Origin of the sequence: Haemophilus sputorum HK 2154, from assembly GCF_000287615.1 — a bacterium.
In the GTDB taxonomy this organism is placed as follows: Bacteria; Pseudomonadota; Gammaproteobacteria; order Enterobacterales; family Pasteurellaceae; genus Haemophilus_A; species Haemophilus_A sputorum.
This window is the reverse complement of record NZ_ALJP01000009.1, coordinates 251,316-269,917: the sequence shown is the minus strand read 5'-3', so window position 1 is coordinate 269,917 and position 18,602 is coordinate 251,316. Positions and strand designations below refer to the sequence as shown.

Here is an 18,602-nt window from a genome sequence, read left to right as displayed (position 1 = left end):
GTGTTATAACTTTTTATTCTTATACAAAAAAAGAATATTTAGTGGATTTTAGTTGGTTTTCTTGCCTAAAAAATTAAATTACTATCTATCATGCCATTCCATTTTTAACAATAAAAAAACAAATAAGGAGCAACACAATGTCTCAATTTTTCTCAGCAGAGTTTCTAGCATGGTTAAACCAACATGCCACTGAAATCGATCAATCAAATCAATATGCCGATGAATTATTTCAACGGATAGCAAACGAAGGCGTTTTTAAAATCGGAGTACCAGAGAATCTTGGTGGAGCAGGGGGAGATTTTGAACAAGCCATTGCCGCCGTACGTGAAATTTCCACTTATTCTTTAACCGCGGGGTTTATTTCTTGGGGGCATCGCACCCTAATTCAAAATCTATTAAGTAGTGAAAACCACGCACCAAGAGAACGTTGGTTAGCCGATTTGTTAGTTGGTAATCTCTCAGGCGGCACAGGATTATCAAATGCAGTAAAATTCCTATCAGGTATTGAAGAATTACAAGTAAAAATTATCGAAAAAGATGGAAAGCGCTATTTACAAGGGCGATTACCATGGATTACGAATTTAACCGCAAAAGGATTTGTAACCATTATTGCTGCCGAGTATGAAAATAGTAGCCATGCGCCAATTATTGTCGCGTTACCATCGAATGCACAAGGCGTTGTTCGGGCTAAAGAGCTTTCTTTAGTCGCGCTACAAGGAAGTAATACTGTTGCTGTGGAGCTAAATCATGTAGAGCTTGATCCCGATTGGATTATTGCCAACAATGCGGAAGAATATTTGTCTGATGTTCGCCCTACTTTCTTGGGGTTACAATGTGCAATGGCATTTGGTTTGGCGGCTCGCAGTCTAGCGGAAGTAAAAAAAGCATTAGATTATGTTGAGAATCGTTCTGTGCTAAAACCTGAATATGATGTTCAGGTAAAAAAATTAGCGGACTTAGAACAGCGTTTAGCTCAAGGTTTAGCACAAGGTAACTATTTTATTGAAAATCCTAAAGCGCTATTTAATATTCGCATTGAAATTGTGGATGTAGTCGCGCAAAGTTTATTGCTAGAACTTCAAGCCTCTGGTGGGCGTGGCTATTTACAAAATGCAGGTTCAGATTTTATTCGTCGTTGGAGAGAAGGCGCATTCTTACCTGTAGTAACGCCAAGCGCATTACAGTTGAAAACAATTTTACAGGCTGCTTAACAATATAAACGTTAATCTTCAGCCATTTTTTGAAGCAATAAAAAGCGGTAAGATTTTTTGCAAAGTTTGCAAGAAATTTTACCGCTTGTTTTGTTTAAACTGCGAAAATTAAATTATTTTACGCGTGAAACGTATTCGCCTGAACGGGTATCCACACGGATAACTTCACCGATTTGAACGAATAATGGTACACGAACTACTGCGCCAGTGCTTAATGTTGCTGGTTTACCACCAGTACCTGCGGTATCACCTTTTAAACCTGGGTCAGTTTCAACAACTTCTAATTCCACAAAGTTTGGTGGTGTTACTGCGATTGCAGAACCGTTCCATAATGTAATGATACATTCTGCTTGGTCAACCAACCATTTGTCGTTATCGCCTAATGCTTTTGCATCAACAGAAATTTGCTCGAAAGTTTCTGGGTGCATGAAATACCAGAAGTCTTCATCTTTGTAAGAGTAGTTGTAGTTATAATCTACAACATCAGCTGCTTCAACAGAAGAACCTGATTTAAAGTTGATTTCTAATACTTTACCTGAAATCAATTTACGGATTTTAGTACGGGTAAATGCTTGACCTTTACCTGGTTTCACGAATTCGTTTTCAACGATTACGCAAGGTTCGCCATCTTGGATAAATTTTAAACCTGGTTTGAAATCATTAGTGCTATAGTTAGCCATAAATTCCTCAATGTTTTACAAAAAATTAACAAACTTTGAATTACCCGCTATTGGGTTTTCCAAAAAGCCCCCTATAATACCGTAAATCTTCAAAGAACTCTAAAAAATTTTGTTATAATCTGTTAACTTTCTTAAAAAGAGGAATGAATATGAAAAAAATTATGGCAATTTCTGCCATTGTGGCATTCACCGTTGCAGGGTTTGCTGAAGCAAGAGGTGGGCGTTCAGGCGGTTTTGGTGGCAGTTCTTCTCGTGCAGTAGTTTCAAAACCTGTTCAAACACAGAAAACACAATCCACGCAACAAAAACAAGATGCGACCTTTGAAAATACGCCAAATCGAACTATTCCCAACCAATCCCAACAAGCGGTAAATGGGAATCGTATGGCAAACTTTGCAACAGGTGCAGCTGCAGGGTATTTATTAAGCAATGCGCTTGCGCCTAATGAGGCAGTAGCACAAGAGGGTACAACTCAAGCTCAAACGGTAACTGAAACAAAACAAGCACCAGCAACACAAAATGTAGTCTCTACAGTCGCACAATTTCATAGTATTGGTGGACAAATTGACCCATATTTAGTTGAAAAAACAGATGGATATCGTCGCTATTGTATTGGTGGTGTGCAATATTTAGCAGCTGCACAAGGTGGCCAAAGTACGCCTATTGTGATGGTAAATCCAAATGGCACTCCATTAGAATGCCAGCTCCTTCCTTAATTCTTCTATTTAGCCCCTTGAAATAGGGGCATTTATTATGCACTCATTGATTATTCCAACTGCTCAACAAACAGCTACAAAAGCGCAATGGTTAACCGATTTAGCTAATGCCTTTAATAACCCAGTCGCGTTACTTGAATTTCTTGAGTTAGATCCAGCTGATTTTTCTCAGGATATACTTGCGCGCAAATTATTTGCTTTACGTGTACCAAAATCATTTGCTGAAAAAATGGAGAAGGGAAATCGCTATGATCCCTTATTTCTACAAGCAATGGCTTCGGCTAATGAATTTTTGCAAGCAGAAGGGTTTGTTAAAGATCCACTAGAAGAACAGCATAGTCCAGCACCTAATATTTTGCATAAATATCAAAATCGATTGTTATTTATGATTAAAAATAGTTGTGCAATCAATTGTCGTTATTGTTTCCGACGTCATTTCCCATATGATGAAATCAAAAGTGGCAAACAGATTTGGCAACAAGGATTGGATTATATTGCCGCGCATAAAGAAATTGAGGAAGTGATTTTCTCTGGGGGGGATCCTTTGATGGCGAAAGACGCCGAGTTAGATTGGCTTATTACGCAATTAGAGCAAATTCCTCATATACAAACATTGCGTATTCATTCTCGTTTACCTGTAGTGATTCCAAATCGTATTACAGAAATATTATGCCAAAGATTCTTGCAATCTCGTTTGCATATTGTGATGGTGACACATATCAATCACGCTAATGAGATAGATGAAATTTTTACACAAAAAATGCAAATGCTTAAAAAAGCTAATGTTGTATTGCTTAATCAAGCTGTATTGCTTAAAGGTGTAAATAACCAGGCTGAGTGTTTAAAACAATTGAGTCATAAATTATTTAGTATTGGGATTTTGCCATATTATTTACACTTATTAGACCGAGTAGAAGGGGCCTCACATTTCTTCGTTGAAGATGCTGAAGCTTTAAAGATTTACCGAGAACTTCAAAAAATTACATCAGGTTACTTAGTTCCCAAACTAGCACGTGAAATTGGTGGAGAGCCGAATAAAACGTTAGTTGGATAACAAAGTTACTCAATCTTTTGTTAGTTTAATTATTCATTTAACATAATCTACATTATGCGAAACAAATCAATCTAAGTAATTGATATATAAAGATTTATTTTTCATCAGAAGGCACTAGGACAATATCAGAAACCTGTAAATCAGAATAACCACTGACTCTAAATGAACTTGGATGGACGTAATAATTACCCGGACCGTACGGAATTTGATCTTTCTGTAATGGGATTTTTACCATTACAGGAAATTGGCCACCTAAATCAATGTAAGCTTCTTGATTGCGGATATACCAATCTTTACCGGTTTTTTGGCTTACACCTGAACGCTCATCAATACGTGATGTTGCAAATACCTGCACTTTTAGTAAGTATTGGTTAATGTTTTGATTACTCATTTTAATTTCCTCTTTTTTATTCAACTATGCGGCGATGCCCCATTTCTCCAAAGTTGGCTCAACGTACCAATCAGGACGCTGACAACTAAAATCAATTTCAACAAGTTTCATCAGCGGAATGATGTTATGACGTTCATAAGCTTTCAGATTTTGTAATTGAGCTTTGGTTAAACCGATAGCAATTAAATCTTTCTCATATCGCCAGAATGTCTGTCTATTCATACAATTTTGCGTTTCTTGATAACCATCATTAAGTAAATTTTTATAAAAGCTAAATATCCGCTCAGCTTTTGCATAACTAATATTGCCTTTTGGTGTTATTGAAAAATAAGTTTTACATAATAATTTTTGTATATGATCTCTGTTATAAACATTCATCTTACTTTCTCCAACTGCTTTAATTAGGTCTTTAAATGCTTCTTGCCATAAATCTCTTATCAGGTTTCTACCCTTCTTTTCATAACTTTTTTGATATTTAATTAGATCAAATAAATTTCTTGGAATCTTATGCTTGTCTAAATAACTACCTTTTAACCTTGCTTCAAATCGAACACATTTTTTTGAAAACTCAATCAACTTAGGATCACTTAGTACATTTATCGTATTTTGCAGATGTTTTTTACTGGGTGTTTTTCTTAACTCAGATTTAGCCTCAGCCAAACGTTTTTGTACTTCATCTCCCTTCAAATAAACTTTCAAAGAACGATGTTCAGAGCCTGAATTCCATTCTGCTGTTGTTTCATATTCTCTGTTATATTTTGTTTTTCGTGTCTGCCCTACTTTTACATTCTGAAGAAATAAAATTACTTGTTTTTGTACTGATTCTGAATGAATGTGGGACGAGAACGTAACATCTATCCAATCAACAGATGTTTCATCAATGTCAACCATCTCATAAAGTTCGGGCATAGCTTTGAGAAATGATTCCAACATAATAAATGCACATACATCTAAATTTGTTGAACCGAAGATATTATGTCCTTGTAACAATTTAGCGGGACTTGCTTTCAACTCCACATAGGGAGGAGTTTTTAAAGTATCGCTACCATTAAAAATTTTCATCGCTAAAGATGAATAATTGCTGGGAATTGATTCATATGGATGTGAAAGTTCTTGAACATCAAGATCGCCATCAATCTCAAACGTAACATTAGATGATTTTAACTTTATGCCTGTTCTTCTAGCTATCTCTATCAAGCTATCTTTCAAAAACGAAGTCTCACCATCTTTACAGACGATGATATGCTCTGTTTTAAAAGGGATAGAAAGTTTCAAGAAATCAATCATAACCAAAACGCTCACTTGCTCACAAGTGATAATAAAATAAATCAAATTTCATTTGTGAGCAAGTGATTTTACTCACATAATAAAAAATATATTTGTGAGCTATCATAAATGCTTAATAGTGATAGTGGAGAAATCTCTAATGAAACGTAAAAATCTAGGCGTTCCAACAGAAACGCATATGAAAATTGAAAGGGTTGCCGTTGAAATAACTGCTAAGACAGGAAAGGTGACAAAATGGACGGACGTTGTTAATTATATGATTAACAATTATCTCAATGATGCTAAACACGATTTGATCAACCGAGCAGAACAAGAAAAAATAGAAAGAGAGATTATTGAAGGTAAAATCAACTAAATAGAGTAATAAACAATCAAAGATGTAACAAATTGTTACAAGAGTGGACTATTAAAGAGTAGTCCACTACTCTAGCGAGCTCAGACAAACATCACTATTACCGCCTATAATAGCGTTTTTTAGTTGTTTTTTTATACATCTTAATAAATTCTTCCAAATCAATCGGCACATCCGAATTTACTAACTCTTCCAGAAAATGCATAAAATGCTCCAGCTTTTCAAGTCTTTCGTTAGTCTCTTCTTTACTCTCTGCTTGGTTATATTGAAATCGGACTTCCAGAGAGTTAACAGTCAAATAAATACGGTGTTCAGACATTTTTAAGAGTCTAACTGTCTCAAAAAAATGTTGTGGTGTGATATGAGATAAGGTTATATCTGCCATAGTTTAGCTTTAAAACCCTATTTAATATTTTTAGTAACATATAAAGAATACATTTTTAGAGCCTCTAACATTGCTGGATTAGGTTCTCTAGGATGTTCTAAATAATCAAGAATTAACTTTTGATCATTAGCAGAAAGGGCCAGAACTACATTATCAGAACTTTTCTCTATTTCTTCCATTTAACTACCTTATTGATAAACTTCGCATAACAACAGGTTATGTGTAAATTTTCGGGCCGTTTAAAAAGTATACAGCCCTCAAATTCAACATAACCTGTAGGTCATTATGCGAAATCTAGACGATTAACTATTTAAAGGTATCTCTACCATTTTTTTATATCAGATCTTTAATTCAATAGCCGAAACGTGTATTCTATATCAGATAGCTACGCCTTTGCGTATCTAACTTTTACCCTTTCAAATCAACTAAGGTATTTGACATGTCTAAAAATTTAATTCTTATCCTTAACTGTGGTAGCTCATCTTTAAAATTTGCTATCTTAGACCCTAAAACCGGTGATGAAAAATTATCTGGTTTAGCAGAAGCTTTTCATTTAGAAGATGCGCGCATCAAATGGAAATTACACGGTGAAAAAGGTAATGCAGATTTAGGTGCTGGCGCTGCACATAGCGAAGCGCTTTCATTCATCGCAAATGAGTTGTTATCAGAAGAATTAAAAGCAAGTATTGGTGCTATTGGCCACCGTATCGTTCATGGTGGTGAGCGCTTTACTTCATCTGTTGTTATTAACGATGATGTTATCAAAGGTATCGAAGATGCAGTTCAATTTGCACCACTTCACAACCCTGCCCACTTAATCGGTATTCAAGAAGCATTCCGTATTTTCCCTGAATTAAAAGACAAAAACGTTGCAGTATTCGACACTGCATTCCACCAAACAATGCCTGAAGAAGCATTCTTATATGCACTTCCATATAACTTATATACTGAACACCACATTCGTCGTTATGGTGCGCATGGTACAAGCCATTTATTTATTTCTCGTGAAGTCGCAGAACGTGTTGGTAAACCAGCTGATCAAGTAAATACCATTGTTTGCCACTTAGGTAACGGCGGTTCTGTTTCTGTCGTTCGTAACGGTAAATGTATCGATACTTCAATGGGTTTAACACCGTTAGAAGGTTTAGTAATGGGTACTCGTTCTGGTGATATTGACCCAGCAATCATTTTCTACCTATACAAAAACTTAGGTATGTCAATGGATGAAATTGAAACGACTTTAGTGAAAAAATCAGGTCTTTTAGGTTTAACTCAAGTGACCAGCGACTGTCGTTACGCTGAAGATAACTATGATGATGCATCTAAACCAGAAGCAAAACGTGCTTTAGACGTATATAGCTACCGTTTAGCAAAATATATCGGTGCATATATGGCAATTTTAGGTGATGATCACTTAGATGCTATCGCGTTTACTGGTGGTATCGGTGAGAACTCAGCTCACGTTCGTGAATTAACTTTAAACCACTTAAAATTATTCGGTGTTAAATTAGACCACGACCGTAACCTTGCAGCACGCTTCGGTAAAGAAGGTGTTATTACAGCAGATGATTCAGCATTCAAAGCAATCGTGATTCCGACAAATGAAGAATTAGTGATTGCACAAGATACTGCTAAATTAGCACTATAACTTTTAAGGGCAGATTACTCTGCCCTTTTTTAACTTTATTTTTATAGGAATATAATTATGTCAAGAACGATTATTCTTATTCCAACGACCACAGGTGTTGGATTAACAAGCGTAAGCCTAGGTTTAGTGCACGCTTTAGAACAAAAAGGGACTAAAGTTGGCTTTTTAAAACCTATTGCACAGTCTATTACTGGTGAAGACGTTTTAGACCGTTCAACTTCAATTATCAAGGCAGCTCAATCAACAGAAGTTGGTGTGCCATTTATGTTAAGTGAAGCAGAAACGCTTATCGGTCAAAACCAAACTGACGTTTTATTAGAAAAAGTGGTAGAACGCCATCAAGCATTAGCTAAAAATAACGAAATTATTGTTATCGAAGGTTTAATTCCAACTCGTACAAATGCATATGCTAACAGCATTAACTATGAAATTGCACAAGCGTTAGATGCTGAAATCGTATTAGTTGCCGCACCTGGTTCTGATAAACCAGCTCAATTAAAAGAGCGTGTTGAAGCTGCTGCATCTGAATTCGGTGGTCGTAACAACCCTAACCTTTTAGGTGTGGTTATCAACAAATTTAATGCACCAGTAGATGAATCTGGTCGTACTCGCCCTGATTTAGCAGAAATTTTTGACTCATTCCAACACAGCACACAAAACGTTTCAGAAGTTGAAGCGTTATTTGCAAAAAGCCCAATTAAACTACTCGCTTGTATTGAATGGAAAGCGGATTTAATTGCAACTCGTGCAATTGACTTAGCTAAACATTTACATGCAGCAATCATTAATGAAGGTGAGCTGAATACCCGTCGTATTCGTGGTGTCAGCTTCTGTGCGCGTAGCATTCCACACATGGTTGATCACTTTAAAGCAGGTAACTTATTAGTAACTTCAGCAGACCGCCCAGAAGTGTTAGTTGCAGCATGTCTTGCGGTTATGAATGGTGTTGAAATTGGTGGTATTCTTTTAACTGGTGGTTATAAAATTGAAGCACCAATTGCAAAACTTTGCCAACAAGCGTTTGAAACAGGTATTCCAGTATTCCGTGTTGAAGGCAATACATGGCAAACCGCTTTAAACTTACAAAGTTTTAGCTTAGAAGTGCCAACTGATGACAAAGAACGTATTAACGCAATCAAAGAATATGTTGCAAGTACGTTAAATACAGGCTTCGTAGAAGAAGTTTCTAAAGGTGCAACTCGTGCACGTCGCCTCTCTCCTGCAGCATTCCGTTATCAATTAACTGAATTTGCACGTGAAGCGAAAAAACGTATTGTATTACCAGAAGGTGATGAGCCTCGTACAGTGAAAGCTGCAGCACTTTGTGCAGAACGTGGCATTGCAGAATGTGTTTTATTAGCTAACCCAACAGATGTTCAACGCGTTGCAGAAGCACAAGGTGTAACCTTAGGTAAAGGTATTACTATCATCAACCCAGCAGATGTACGTGAAAACTATGTTGCGCGTTTAGTTGAATTACGTAAAGCAAAAGGTATGACTGAAGAAGCTGCACGTGAACAATTAGAAGACACTGTAGTATTAGGTACTATGATGTTAGAAGCAAACGAAGTTGATGGTTTAGTTTCAGGTGCGGTTCATACAACGGCTAATACCATTCGTCCACCGATGCAAATTATTAAAACTGCACCAGGTAGCTCAATTGTGTCTTCTATCTTCTTTATGTTATTACCAGACCAAGTATTGGTATATGGTGACTGTGCGGTTAACCCAGACCCAACAGCTGAACAATTAGCAGAAATCGCAATTCAATCTGCAGAGTCTGCAAAAGCATTTGGTATCGACCCACGTGTTGCAATGATCTCATACTCAACCGGCACATCAGGTTCTGGTGCAGATGTTGAGAAAGTAAAAGAAGCAACTCGTATTGCAAAAGAAAAACGTCCAGATTTAATCATTGATGGCCCATTACAATATGATGCTGCAGTAATGGAAGATGTGGCGCGTTCTAAAGCACCAAACTCACCTGTTGCAGGTAAAGCAACTGTATTCGTCTTCCCAGATTTGAATACAGGTAACACCACTTATAAAGCAGTTCAACGTTCTGCAGATTTAGTTTCAATTGGCCCTATGCTTCAAGGTATGCGTAAACCAGTTAATGACTTATCTCGTGGTGCATTAGTAGACGATATCGTTTACACCATTGCATTAACTGCAATTCAAGCAACTCAAGCTTAATTTACGTTCATATGATACGCCCAGTTTACACTGGGCGTTTTTTTGCAAAAAATTAAAGAAATTTGACCGCTTGTTGCGGTAGAATACCAAAAATACTTTCTTTATATTGATGAACTATGACAACACCAATTATTGATTTACAAATTGCCAGTGAAAATAGCGAAGGCTTGCCAACACTGGAACAATTTACTCACTGGGTAGAAACTGCCCTCGCCTTTGAAGCCCAAACTGAAGATTTTCCTGAAACAGAAATGACCATCCGTATTGTGGATGAAGAAGAAAGCCAAACACTTAATCGAGAATATCGCGGAAAAGATTACCCAACAAACGTCCTCTCATTCCCTTTCGAAGTGCCAGAAGGTATTGAACTTCCCTTATTAGGTGATTTAGTTATCTGTCGTCAAGTGATGGAACGTGAAGCAAAAGAACAACAAATTTCTTTAGCATCCCACTGGGCGCATTTAGCTGTGCATGGCACGTTACACTTGCTTGGCTATGATCATATTGAAGAGGTCGAAGCAGAAGAGATGGAAGGTCTAGAAACGCAAATTATGCAGAAATTAGGCTTTGAAGATCCTTATTTGAGCGAAAAAGAACTCGACTAATGCGAAAGCTCGTTGTGTTATTAGCGATGCCGTCAGATTTTGACGGCATTATTTTAAATCAAACAAATTTTGCAAAAGCCAAGCAGTATCTCGGCACGCAGCATTTTCAGGCACTTTATGATATGCGTAGTCCTGATGGGGTTTGCTTGCATTTAGAAGCTTTAGCCATTATTGCTGGCACCATTATGAATGGTGGAACGCTTTTCCTTGTTTGTCCTGATTTTGCACAATTATCCCAAATTCCTGATAGCGATTCTCTACGCTGGAATGATGGGAAGCTGATTACTACACCGAATTTCTATCGCTATTTTCAAAAATTGATTCAAAAATATCAATTTAGCGTGACAATGCCACGAAAAAAAGATTTTTTGCTCCCTGCAAGCGGGCAAAAAATGCAAATATTTTGCGAATTTACGCCAGAACAGCAGCAAATTTTCGAACAGCTACCTAAGCACCTCGCTGATATTCATTTAATTTTAGCCGATCGTGGGAGAGGTAAATCCACTCTTGCAGGGCAACTTGCAAAAACCCTTGCTGAATATCACTCAGTAATTATCACCGCTAAAAGTCGCGCTGCACTTCCCCAATTTTTAGCTCAATTAACGGATATGGCTTCACATGATTCTTTGCAATTTATGGCGCCCGATCAGTTGATTGCGAAAATAACGCAAAAATGTATTTCTCCAAATCATTGGTTATTTATTGATGAAGCCGCGAGTTTGCCTTTACCTATGTTGCAAACGCTTTGCCGTTATTTTCATAAAGTTGTGCTAACCACAACCACCCACAATTATGAAGGTACAGGGCGAGGGTTCAGTTTAAGATTTAAATCACAATGTTCCCGCACTTATCAAGAATGGCATTTAACTACACAACTTCGCTGGGAAGAAAATGACCCGCTTGAGCAGTTTATTAACGAGCTACTATTGTTAGATGAAAGCGAACACATAGAACCGCTTGCACAATACTATCAATTATTTGCGAATGCGCATTACAAAACGACGCCAACAGACTTACGCCGGTTATTTGATGGAGAAAATCAGCAATGTTTTTCTTATCAAGAAAATGGGCAAGTAATTGGTGCAATTTGGGCGCTCAATGAAGGCGGATTGTCAGATGCGTTAACAGAGCAAGTATGGTCTGGAACGCGTCGCCCAGCGGGGAATTTAGTGGCGCAATATCTTTGTGCGCAAGGGAATTTAAAGTCAGCTTGCACCTTGCATTCAATACGAATTTCTCGGATTGCCGTTCAGCCAAAAAAGCAACAACAAGGCATTGGCAAGCGGTTAGTTTCTGACTTTATTTTGCAAATCTTCAAACAAATTCAACCGCTTGATTTTATTTCGGTCAGTTTCGGTATGTCCGATTTCCTGCTGAAATTTTGGCAACAGTGTGGTTTCGTATTAGTACAAATTACGCCTAACCGAGAAGCAAGCAGTGGTTATCAAAGTGCTATGATGCTCTACCCTATTTCTGAGGCAGGAAAGCAATTTGTTGCACAAGCAGTAGCAAAATTTCAGCGTGATGCCCCAGTTTTACCTTATTGCGAAGCGCTTTTCCCTAATAAAGTGGCTGATTATGCTTTAGATGAATCAGACCAACAAAATTTGCATGGTTTTGCATTTGCTCAACGGAGTTTCTCGGCTTGTTTTGCATCACTGAAACGGCTTTATACTCAATATCCTGAAGAACTTGCCATCTTACGAGATAATCTAGAACAAAATAGTCTTACGTTAGCTACGCCCCAAAAGCAAACATTGGCACAGTTTCGCCTGGCGGTTAGAGATGTGTTAGCAGCAAAATGTCAGTAAAGAAAAAGCCCATTTAAAATACTTTGACTATTTTAAATGGGCTTTCGCCTTGATAACGATTAGCATGTTTTGCTTTACGTTGGTAACTGCCTTTCCCTTTACGATTTCGCATCACGCGGGTTTTAAATAACGGGTCTGTAACTAAAGCTTTTATCGCACTTTCTTGAATTTCGCCACGTTGGTGGGCATATTGATTTTTACTCATCATTTATCCTTATTAAATTAGATTTAATTGCAAAAAATTGCGTGTGCATTCTGCCAAAATTTACTTTTCCTGTATATAAGTTAGGGGTAAAGTTGTGTATAATTTACCGAAATTTCACTTCAAGCGGATAAGTTTTATTCGCATTTTGCAAACACAGAGGATAATATGAAAAAAGAAGAAGTCGGACATAATTTCTTAGCACGTCTTGGTAAAACTCGTTTGCGCCCAGGCGGTAAATTAGCCACAGATTGGCTTATTGCGAATGCTGATTTTAATGCAAATAAAAAAGTACTTGAAGTCGCTTGTAATATGTGTACCACTGCTATCCAAATTGCTAAGCAATATGGTTGTGAAATTACGGGTGTGGATTTAGACGAAGAAGCATTAGAAAAAGCACGTCATAATATTAAAGAAAATGGCGTAGAAAACTTAGTTAAAGTGCAACGCGCAAATGCGACTAAATTGCCATTTGAAGATAACACTTTCGACATTGTTATCAATGAAGCCATGTTGACTATGTTGCCAATTGAAGCAAAAGAAAAAGCGATTCGGGAATACTTCCGTGTACTTAAACCGAACGGTTTCTTATTAACCCATGATGTAATGCTGAACACTGATGATGTCGAAAAAGTGATTGCAGATTTGCGTTCAGCAATCAACATTACAGTAACCCCACTTTCCAAACCTGACTGGAAAGAAACGTTCCTTCGTTGCGGTTTTAGAAATGTGGAAACATTTAGCGGTGAGATGAGTTTACTTTCGCCGAAAGGGTTAATTTACGATGAAGGCGTATTGGGTGCGATGAAAATTATCAGCAATGCATTAAAACCTGAGAATCGTGATACCTTCAAAAAAATGTTTAATACATTTAACGACCCTGATAAAAAACTTGGTTTTATTGCTATTTGTAGCCAAAAATAATGTTTGAACTATTCCAAACTTGGTATAAAAAGAAATTAGGTAATCCGCATAGTGCCGCATTATTGGGTATTCTGCTCTGTGGTTTTGGGATTATCTATTTCTTTAGCGATCTCATTATGCCACTTTTAGTGGCCATCGTCTTTGCTTATCTGTTAGATACGCCTATTCGTGTATTGACGCAAAAATTTAAGCTCCCTCGCACATTAAGCATTGTGATTGTACTTGGTAGTACACTCTCTTTACTTGCCCTATTTATTACGGTGTTATTACCGAATTTATGGAATCAGACTGTCGGTTTTGTGCGCGATTTACCCAACATGTTTAACTTGCTTAATACGTGGCTACAAGCCTTGCCCGAGCATTATCCTGAGTTGGTAGATTACGCGATGCTAGATAGCCTAATGACCTCATTACGGGCAAAAATTCTAGGTTATGGCGAATCATTATTAACCTTCTCTCTTAACTCACTGGTGAGCTTAGTCGGTTTAGGCATTTATGCATTTTTAGTGCCGTTAATGGTCTTTTTCTTATTAAAAGACAAACCTTTATTTGTTCGTTCATTTTTAAATTTAATGCCTAAAAACCGCCGTTTAACTACGCGTGTTTGGATGGAAATGCAACAACAAATCAATAATTATATCCGCGGAAAATTGTTAGAGATTTTGATTGTTGGTGTGGTGACCTACATTATTCTGATTTTCTTCGATTTACGTTACCCATTACTACTTTCGGTTGCTGCAGGGCTTTCGGTATTAGTTCCATATATCGGTGCGGTATTAGTTACCATTCCGATTGCATTAATTGCATTATTTCAATTTGGTTTATCGCCTGATTTTTACTACGTACTACTCGCTTTCGTGATTAGCCAACTGTTAGATGGAAATATTGTTGTACCGTTTCTGTTCTCTGAAGCCGTCAATTTACATCCACTAACCATTATTGTTGCGGTGCTAATTTTTGGCGGCTTGTGGGGATTTTGGGGTGTGTTTTTTGCAATTCCATTAGCCACCTTAGTTAAGGCGGTTGTTAATGCTATCTCTTCTGTTGAATAATTAAAATAATAAGGATAATAAAATGCTTGTTTCGGATTTTCATTTTGATCTCCCTGATAATCTTATCGCGCGTTACCCCATGCCAGAACGTACCGCGAGCCGCCTTTTAAAATTAGATGGCAATACGGGCGCATTGACCGATCAACACTTCCCTGATTTGCTAGAAGATATTCAAGCGGGTGATTTGTTAATTTTTAATAATACCCGTGTTATTCCCGCTCGTCTTTACGGTCGTAAATCTAGTGGTGGTAAATTAGAAGTACTGGTTGAGCGAGTATTAGATGAACATCGTTGCTTAGCGCATATTCGTGCTTCAAAAGCGCCTAAAGAAGGCGCTGAAATTATTTTGGGCGAAGATAAATTAGGTGAAGGAAATGGGTTTCACGCCATCATGACAGCCCGCCATGGTGCGCTTTTTGAGTTGCAATTTAGTGCAGCACAACCCTTGTTTGATTTATTGCAACAAGCTGGTCATATGCCTCTACCACCTTATATTGACCGCCCTGATGAAGATGCAGACCAAGAGCGCTACCAAACTGTTTATAGCAAAGTGTTAGGCGCAGTGGCTGCTCCAACAGCTGGCTTACACTTTGATAATGCGATGTTAGAAAAGCTTAGTGAGAAAGGTGTTCAAACTGCGTTTGTAACTTTGCACGTTGGTGCGGGAACATTTCAACCTGTTAGGGTAGAAAATATCCTCGATCATCAAATGCATGCAGAATATGCTGAGGTTAGTGAAGAAGTGGTGGAAAAAATCCTTGCAACTAAAGCAGCTGGTAAACGAGTCATTGCCGTAGGGACAACTTCTGTGCGCTCTATCGAAAGTGCAGCTCAAGCAGCAGAACAAACAGGAAAATTGATTGCGCCATTCTTTTCTGATACACAAATCTTTCTCTACCCGGGAAAAACTTTTAAAGTCGTGGATGCTTTAGTGACCAATTTCCATTTGCCAGAATCCACACTAATTATGCTAGTTTCTGCCTTTGCTGGTTATCGACATACCATGCAGGCTTATCAACATGCTGTGGCAAATCAATATCGATTCTTCAGTTATGGTGATGCGATGTTTATCACCAAAAATGAAAATGCAACGCAAGATTTACCGCCCAACGCTTAATTAATTAGAAAACTCGAAATAGCCCTGATACCAAGGGCTATTTTTATGTCTTGCTGTTGTAAGCTTTGCTTGTGCCTGAGCGAATTCAATCTTAACCATGCCAACTTCTGCAGTATTTAGTGTTTGAACTCCATGTAAATTTAATCGTTCAATCACTTGTTTGTTTGGCATTTTCCAAGGGTTCCACCGCCCACTAGAAATAATAGCTACCCTTGGCTTGGTTTGTTGCAATAAAGTTTCACTACTGCTGGTTTTACTGCCATGATGGGGCACTTGTAGAAAATCTACTTGCCCAACATTTTCCGACCATTCACGTTCTTGTATAGCACCGCTATCTCCTGTCAATAACCAACGAAAATGCCCTATGCGGACTAGCAAAACACAAGAATCTTGATTTTTAGCCACTAACACTGTTTGAACAGGATAGATAGCTTGCAGTTGAAAATGACCAAACTGCCAGGATTTACCTGCAACACAAGATTCTGGTTGATAACCAGCATAGCGTTTCTGGCTGCTTGAAATTAACCGTGCATGGGGATAATGCTGTAATAAGGTTTCTACCCCGCCTGCATGATCATTATCATCATGACTCAGAAAAATAGCTTCTACTGTAATGCCTTCGCGTTGAAGATAAGGCAGAATTTCTAGTTTTGCCATATTATTCGAGCTAGCACCTTCGCCCCAACTTATGCCTGTGTCGTAAAAAATCGCCTTTTTTTGACCGCTTGTTTCATAAATCAAGGCTTGTGCCAGACCTTGCCCAACATCAAAGGTTATCCAACTAGGTAATGATGCACGCATAAAAACCATAAAAACCATATAACCCCAACCATAAAAAAGTGGAACGATGATTCCTAGGCTTAACCAATAAATTTTTTGCCTATTTTTCCAAGCATAAAGCCCAAGTAAAATAGCTAAATCTAAGCTCAATAATTCCCATTGGGTTTGGTAACTTAACGGAATCCAGCTTTCAGATAATGGTGAAATTAACGTAAGACTGCTTTGCGCTAGCCAATCTGCCCATTGCCAAGTTGAAAAGAAATTATCCGTCATTAACGTTAATAAAATCATGGGGACTAATGCAAAGCTATAGAGCGGAACAATAAGAATATTGGCAAGAAAATTCCAGGTAGAAGTCCCCTGAAAAAAGAAAAATTGCACTGGCGCAAAAATAAGTAAAATACCAAGTTGTAAATGGATTAACGAAAGTATGCCTCGTACAATTTTTGGAAAATGTTGAGTAGTTATCCAGTTGGAAAGTGGAAAATAGCGATACCAAATAATTAAACTTGCAACAGCCGAAATAGAGAGCCAAAAACTATCCGATAATAATGTTAATGGGTCAAGTAGCACTAGCAATGAGACGATACGCCACCATAATTGTGTTGGGGTATAATGTCGGCGAGCAAATTGACAAACTAATATCAATAAAATTGCCCCGATTGCACGTAATGTGGGAATAGAAAAACCCGCTAAATAACTATATCCTAAGGCAAAGGATAATCCGATTACGCGAGGAAAAAGGTAAGACTGCCCTATTTTATAAAAAGTCCTTATCGCATAGCGGTGATGAGCATATAACATTCCCCATTGCCCCAATTTTGCTAGCCAGAATCCAACGGCCATTGCTAATGCAATATGCAAGCCTGAAATAGCAATTAAATGCGCTGTACCCGTTTGTTGGAAAATTTGCCAATATTCATGATTCAACCAGGCTCGCTCTCCAAAAGCTAACGCCAATAATAGTCCTTGGGTAGGAAAAGTGTCTGTTTGATCAACCACGCGATAAAGCCACTTTGTTCGCCAAGAGGAGGTTTCCTGATTTTCTAACCATATTGCTTGTTTAATGGTTGCGGTAGCTTGAATATGATTTGCTGCATACCAACGCTGGCGATCAAAGTTGCCTTCATTTAACCGTGCACTAATTGGTCTAAAAGTGGTTTGAACTTGGTAATGTTGTTCCAGCTTTAACGGTGTTTGGTTTTGCCAATTTAAGTAAATACGCTCCCCGTTTTCTAACTGCCCAATCGCAGCTTGATAATCGGTAAGTTTCTGTAATTGTACAATTTTAACCGTTCTGGTTTGCACTAAAGCGGTCTGATTTTCCAGCTCATTTGCAAAATGTGCTACCCTTGCATAACTGAGTAACACCAAGAAAAGCACCCATGCTAATAATTTATATCTGGCTGAGATTGCCCATAGCAAAAGCGTACTATAAGCGATGATAAGATAAAGAAAACCAGCTAATGGCAGCCATAAAATAGGCAAACAAAGCAAAGGAAATAAGATAAATGCGTGGTCTTGTCGTATCATCGCCAAATAGAACATAAATAATGGCAAGCATATCGAATAGGAAAAAAAATACCGCTGTTTTTATTGGATTTTTCGAGCAAGATCGCAAAATTTCTCTCTTTTGCAAAAAACTTCAGAAAAATGACCGCTTGTTAAGGTAAAATAACCCAATAATTAGAAGGAAAAAACGATGACCGAATTTACTCACATTAACACGCAAGGCGAAGCGAATATGGTGGATGTTTCTGGCAAACAGGAAACCGTACGTGAAGCTCGCGCAGAAGCATTTGTTTCAATGCGTGCTGAAACTTTACAAATGATTTTATCTGGCAACCATCATAAAGGTGATGTTTTTGCAACTGCACGTATCGCTGGCATTCAAGCCGCTAAACGCACTTGGGAGTTGATTCCGCTTTGCCACCCGCTTCTGCTTTCAAAAGTTGAAGTAAAATTAGAAGCTTTGGTTGAAAGCAATCAGGTTCGGATTGAATCGCTTTGCAAATTAAGTGGAAAAACAGGCGTAGAAATGGAAGCGTTAACCGCAGCAAGTGTTGCCGCATTAACCATTTATGATATGTGTAAAGCGGTACAGAAAGACATGGTGATTGAACAAGTTCGCCTATTAAGCAAAAGTGGTGGTAAGTCTGGCGATTTCGTTGCTCCATCAACAAAGGAATAA

The 18,602-nt window shown here is 38.0% G+C and carries 19 protein-coding genes; 12 read left to right on the top strand and 7 right to left on the bottom strand.

Going from position 1 to position 18,602, the window contains the following annotated elements; genetic code table 11:
- The first annotated feature begins 137 nt into the window (after positions 1-137).
- Positions 138-1,211 (top strand): acyl-CoA dehydrogenase family protein, encoded by a 1,074-nt coding sequence (locus HMPREF1128_RS03755; protein ID WP_007524392.1) that lies wholly within the window; start codon positions 138-140, stop codon positions 1,209-1,211.
- A gap of 113 nt (positions 1,212-1,324) precedes the next feature.
- On the opposite strand, the gene efp is transcribed toward HMPREF1128_RS03755, so the two are convergent.
- On the bottom strand, positions 1,325-1,891 hold the full coding sequence (gene efp / locus HMPREF1128_RS03750; RefSeq protein ID WP_007524727.1) for an elongation factor P: 567 nt from the start codon (positions 1,889-1,891) through the stop codon (positions 1,325-1,327).
- A 149-nt stretch (positions 1,892-2,040) separates the two neighbouring features.
- Between efp and HMPREF1128_RS03745 the strand changes: the two genes are divergently transcribed.
- Entirely contained in the window at positions 2,041-2,607 is a 567-nt protein-coding gene (locus HMPREF1128_RS03745; protein WP_007525405.1) for a hypothetical protein, read from the top strand.
- Between the two features lie 37 nt (positions 2,608-2,644).
- The gene (gene epmB, locus HMPREF1128_RS03740) at positions 2,645-3,661 is read left to right on the top strand and encodes an EF-P beta-lysylation protein EpmB (protein WP_007524320.1); all 1,017 of its coding nucleotides are present in this window, start codon (positions 2,645-2,647) and stop codon (positions 3,659-3,661) included.
- A gap of 94 nt (positions 3,662-3,755) precedes the next feature.
- Here the strand turns inward: epmB and HMPREF1128_RS03735 are convergent, their stop codons facing one another.
- Together HMPREF1128_RS03735 and HMPREF1128_RS03730 are read right to left on the bottom strand one after the other, a co-directional pair.
- Positions 3,756-4,052, bottom strand: coding sequence for a single-stranded DNA-binding protein (locus HMPREF1128_RS03735; protein WP_007525514.1), 297 nt, complete (start codon positions 4,050-4,052; stop codon positions 3,756-3,758).
- Positions 4,053-4,076: 24 nt separating this feature from the next.
- Positions 4,077-5,339, bottom strand: a complete 1,263-nt coding sequence (locus HMPREF1128_RS03730; RefSeq protein WP_007524908.1) for a phage/plasmid replication protein, II/X family — start codon at positions 5,337-5,339, stop codon at positions 4,077-4,079.
- Between the two features lie 139 nt (positions 5,340-5,478).
- On the opposite strand from HMPREF1128_RS03730, the gene HMPREF1128_RS03725 reads away from it, so the two are divergent.
- Positions 5,479-5,694 (top strand): hypothetical protein, encoded by a 216-nt coding sequence (locus tag HMPREF1128_RS03725; protein ID WP_007524011.1) that lies wholly within the window; start codon positions 5,479-5,481, stop codon positions 5,692-5,694.
- 97 nt (positions 5,695-5,791) lie between these two features.
- Here the strand turns inward: HMPREF1128_RS03725 and HMPREF1128_RS03720 are convergent, their stop codons facing one another.
- Both HMPREF1128_RS03720 and HMPREF1128_RS03715 read right to left on the bottom strand, forming a co-directional pair.
- A complete protein-coding gene (locus HMPREF1128_RS03720; RefSeq protein WP_010128390.1) occupies positions 5,792-6,076 on the bottom strand; it encodes a hypothetical protein in 285 nt (94 codons plus the stop codon).
- A gap of 17 nt (positions 6,077-6,093) precedes the next feature.
- On the bottom strand, positions 6,094-6,255 hold the full coding sequence (locus HMPREF1128_RS03715) for a type II toxin -antitoxin system TacA 1-like antitoxin (RefSeq protein ID WP_007525341.1): 162 nt from the start codon (positions 6,253-6,255) through the stop codon (positions 6,094-6,096).
- A gap of 260 nt (positions 6,256-6,515) precedes the next feature.
- Between HMPREF1128_RS03715 and HMPREF1128_RS03710 the strand changes: the two genes are divergently transcribed.
- The 4 genes from HMPREF1128_RS03710 (at position 6,516) to HMPREF1128_RS03695 (ending at position 12,336) form a co-directional block, all read left to right on the top strand.
- A complete protein-coding gene (locus HMPREF1128_RS03710; RefSeq protein ID WP_007524774.1) occupies positions 6,516-7,724 on the top strand; it encodes an acetate kinase in 1,209 nt (402 codons plus the stop codon).
- Between the two features lie 57 nt (positions 7,725-7,781).
- Positions 7,782-9,920 (top strand): phosphate acetyltransferase, encoded by a 2,139-nt coding sequence (pta, locus tag HMPREF1128_RS03705; RefSeq protein WP_007523996.1) that lies wholly within the window; start codon positions 7,782-7,784, stop codon positions 9,918-9,920.
- A 116-nt stretch (positions 9,921-10,036) separates the two neighbouring features.
- Entirely contained in the window at positions 10,037-10,525 is a 489-nt protein-coding gene (gene ybeY / locus HMPREF1128_RS03700; RefSeq protein WP_007525125.1) for an rRNA maturation RNase YbeY, read from the top strand.
- Entirely contained in the window at positions 10,525-12,336 is a 1,812-nt protein-coding gene (locus HMPREF1128_RS03695) for a GNAT family N-acetyltransferase (protein WP_007525264.1), read from the top strand. The genes ybeY and HMPREF1128_RS03695 overlap by 1 nt, the downstream gene beginning before the upstream one ends.
- 13 nt (positions 12,337-12,349) lie before the next feature.
- On the opposite strand, the gene HMPREF1128_RS03690 is transcribed toward HMPREF1128_RS03695, so the two are convergent.
- Positions 12,350-12,541 (bottom strand): alternative ribosome-rescue factor A, encoded by a 192-nt coding sequence (locus tag HMPREF1128_RS03690; protein WP_007524586.1) that lies wholly within the window; start codon positions 12,539-12,541, stop codon positions 12,350-12,352.
- Between the two features lie 165 nt (positions 12,542-12,706).
- On the opposite strand from HMPREF1128_RS03690, the gene HMPREF1128_RS03685 reads away from it, so the two are divergent.
- From HMPREF1128_RS03685 to queA, 3 genes are read left to right on the top strand one after another with little or no spacing between them, the layout of a single operon-like run.
- On the top strand, positions 12,707-13,462 hold the full coding sequence (locus HMPREF1128_RS03685; RefSeq protein ID WP_007525471.1) for a class I SAM-dependent methyltransferase: 756 nt from the start codon (positions 12,707-12,709) through the stop codon (positions 13,460-13,462).
- Entirely contained in the window at positions 13,462-14,514 is a 1,053-nt protein-coding gene (locus HMPREF1128_RS03680) for an AI-2E family transporter (protein ID WP_007525351.1), read from the top strand. Before HMPREF1128_RS03685 ends, HMPREF1128_RS03680 begins: the two co-directional genes overlap by 1 nt.
- Positions 14,515-14,536: 22 nt before the next feature.
- Positions 14,537-15,631, top strand: a complete 1,095-nt coding sequence (queA, locus tag HMPREF1128_RS03675; protein WP_007525365.1) for a tRNA preQ1(34) S-adenosylmethionine ribosyltransferase-isomerase QueA — start codon at positions 14,537-14,539, stop codon at positions 15,629-15,631.
- Here the strand turns inward: queA and HMPREF1128_RS03670 are convergent, their stop codons facing one another.
- Positions 15,632-17,959: a DNA internalization-related competence protein ComEC/Rec2 gene (locus HMPREF1128_RS03670; RefSeq protein WP_007525285.1), complete on the bottom strand. Its 2,328-nt coding sequence runs from the start codon at positions 17,957-17,959 to the stop codon at positions 15,632-15,634.
- A gap of 154 nt (positions 17,960-18,113) precedes the next feature.
- Between HMPREF1128_RS03670 and moaC the strand changes: the two genes are divergently transcribed.
- Entirely contained in the window at positions 18,114-18,602 is a 489-nt protein-coding gene (moaC, locus tag HMPREF1128_RS03665; RefSeq protein ID WP_007524127.1) for a cyclic pyranopterin monophosphate synthase MoaC, read from the top strand.

What these genes read in the sequence shown, in the direction of transcription:
- HMPREF1128_RS03755 (WP_007524392.1), top strand. Translation starts at nt 138, where the DNA reads ATGTCTCAATTTTTCTCAGCAGAGTTTCTAGCATGGTTAAACCAACAT.
- efp (WP_007524727.1), bottom strand. Translation starts at nt 1,891, where the DNA reads ATGGCTAACTATAGCACTAATGATTTCAAACCAGGTTTAAAATTTATC.
- HMPREF1128_RS03745 (WP_007525405.1), top strand. Translation starts at nt 2,041, where the DNA reads ATGAAAAAAATTATGGCAATTTCTGCCATTGTGGCATTCACCGTTGCA.
- epmB (WP_007524320.1), top strand. Translation starts at nt 2,645, where the DNA reads ATGCACTCATTGATTATTCCAACTGCTCAACAAACAGCTACAAAAGCG.
- HMPREF1128_RS03735 (WP_007525514.1), bottom strand. Translation starts at nt 4,052, where the DNA reads ATGAGTAATCAAAACATTAACCAATACTTACTAAAAGTGCAGGTATTT.
- HMPREF1128_RS03730 (WP_007524908.1), bottom strand. Translation starts at nt 5,339, where the DNA reads ATGATTGATTTCTTGAAACTTTCTATCCCTTTTAAAACAGAGCATATC.
- HMPREF1128_RS03725 (WP_007524011.1), top strand. Translation starts at nt 5,479, where the DNA reads ATGAAACGTAAAAATCTAGGCGTTCCAACAGAAACGCATATGAAAATT.
- HMPREF1128_RS03720 (WP_010128390.1), bottom strand. Translation starts at nt 6,076, where the DNA reads ATGGCAGATATAACCTTATCTCATATCACACCACAACATTTTTTTGAG.
- HMPREF1128_RS03715 (WP_007525341.1), bottom strand. Translation starts at nt 6,255, where the DNA reads ATGGAAGAAATAGAGAAAAGTTCTGATAATGTAGTTCTGGCCCTTTCT.
- HMPREF1128_RS03710 (WP_007524774.1), top strand. Translation starts at nt 6,516, where the DNA reads ATGTCTAAAAATTTAATTCTTATCCTTAACTGTGGTAGCTCATCTTTA.
- pta (WP_007523996.1), top strand. Translation starts at nt 7,782, where the DNA reads ATGTCAAGAACGATTATTCTTATTCCAACGACCACAGGTGTTGGATTA.
- ybeY (WP_007525125.1), top strand. Translation starts at nt 10,037, where the DNA reads ATGACAACACCAATTATTGATTTACAAATTGCCAGTGAAAATAGCGAA.
- HMPREF1128_RS03695 (WP_007525264.1), top strand. Translation starts at nt 10,525, where the DNA reads ATGCGAAAGCTCGTTGTGTTATTAGCGATGCCGTCAGATTTTGACGGC.
- HMPREF1128_RS03690 (WP_007524586.1), bottom strand. Translation starts at nt 12,541, where the DNA reads ATGAGTAAAAATCAATATGCCCACCAACGTGGCGAAATTCAAGAAAGT.
- HMPREF1128_RS03685 (WP_007525471.1), top strand. Translation starts at nt 12,707, where the DNA reads ATGAAAAAAGAAGAAGTCGGACATAATTTCTTAGCACGTCTTGGTAAA.
- HMPREF1128_RS03680 (WP_007525351.1), top strand. Translation starts at nt 13,462, where the DNA reads ATGTTTGAACTATTCCAAACTTGGTATAAAAAGAAATTAGGTAATCCG.
- queA (WP_007525365.1), top strand. Translation starts at nt 14,537, where the DNA reads ATGCTTGTTTCGGATTTTCATTTTGATCTCCCTGATAATCTTATCGCG.
- HMPREF1128_RS03670 (WP_007525285.1), bottom strand. Translation starts at nt 17,959, where the DNA reads ATGTTCTATTTGGCGATGATACGACAAGACCACGCATTTATCTTATTT.
- moaC (WP_007524127.1), top strand. Translation starts at nt 18,114, where the DNA reads ATGACCGAATTTACTCACATTAACACGCAAGGCGAAGCGAATATGGTG.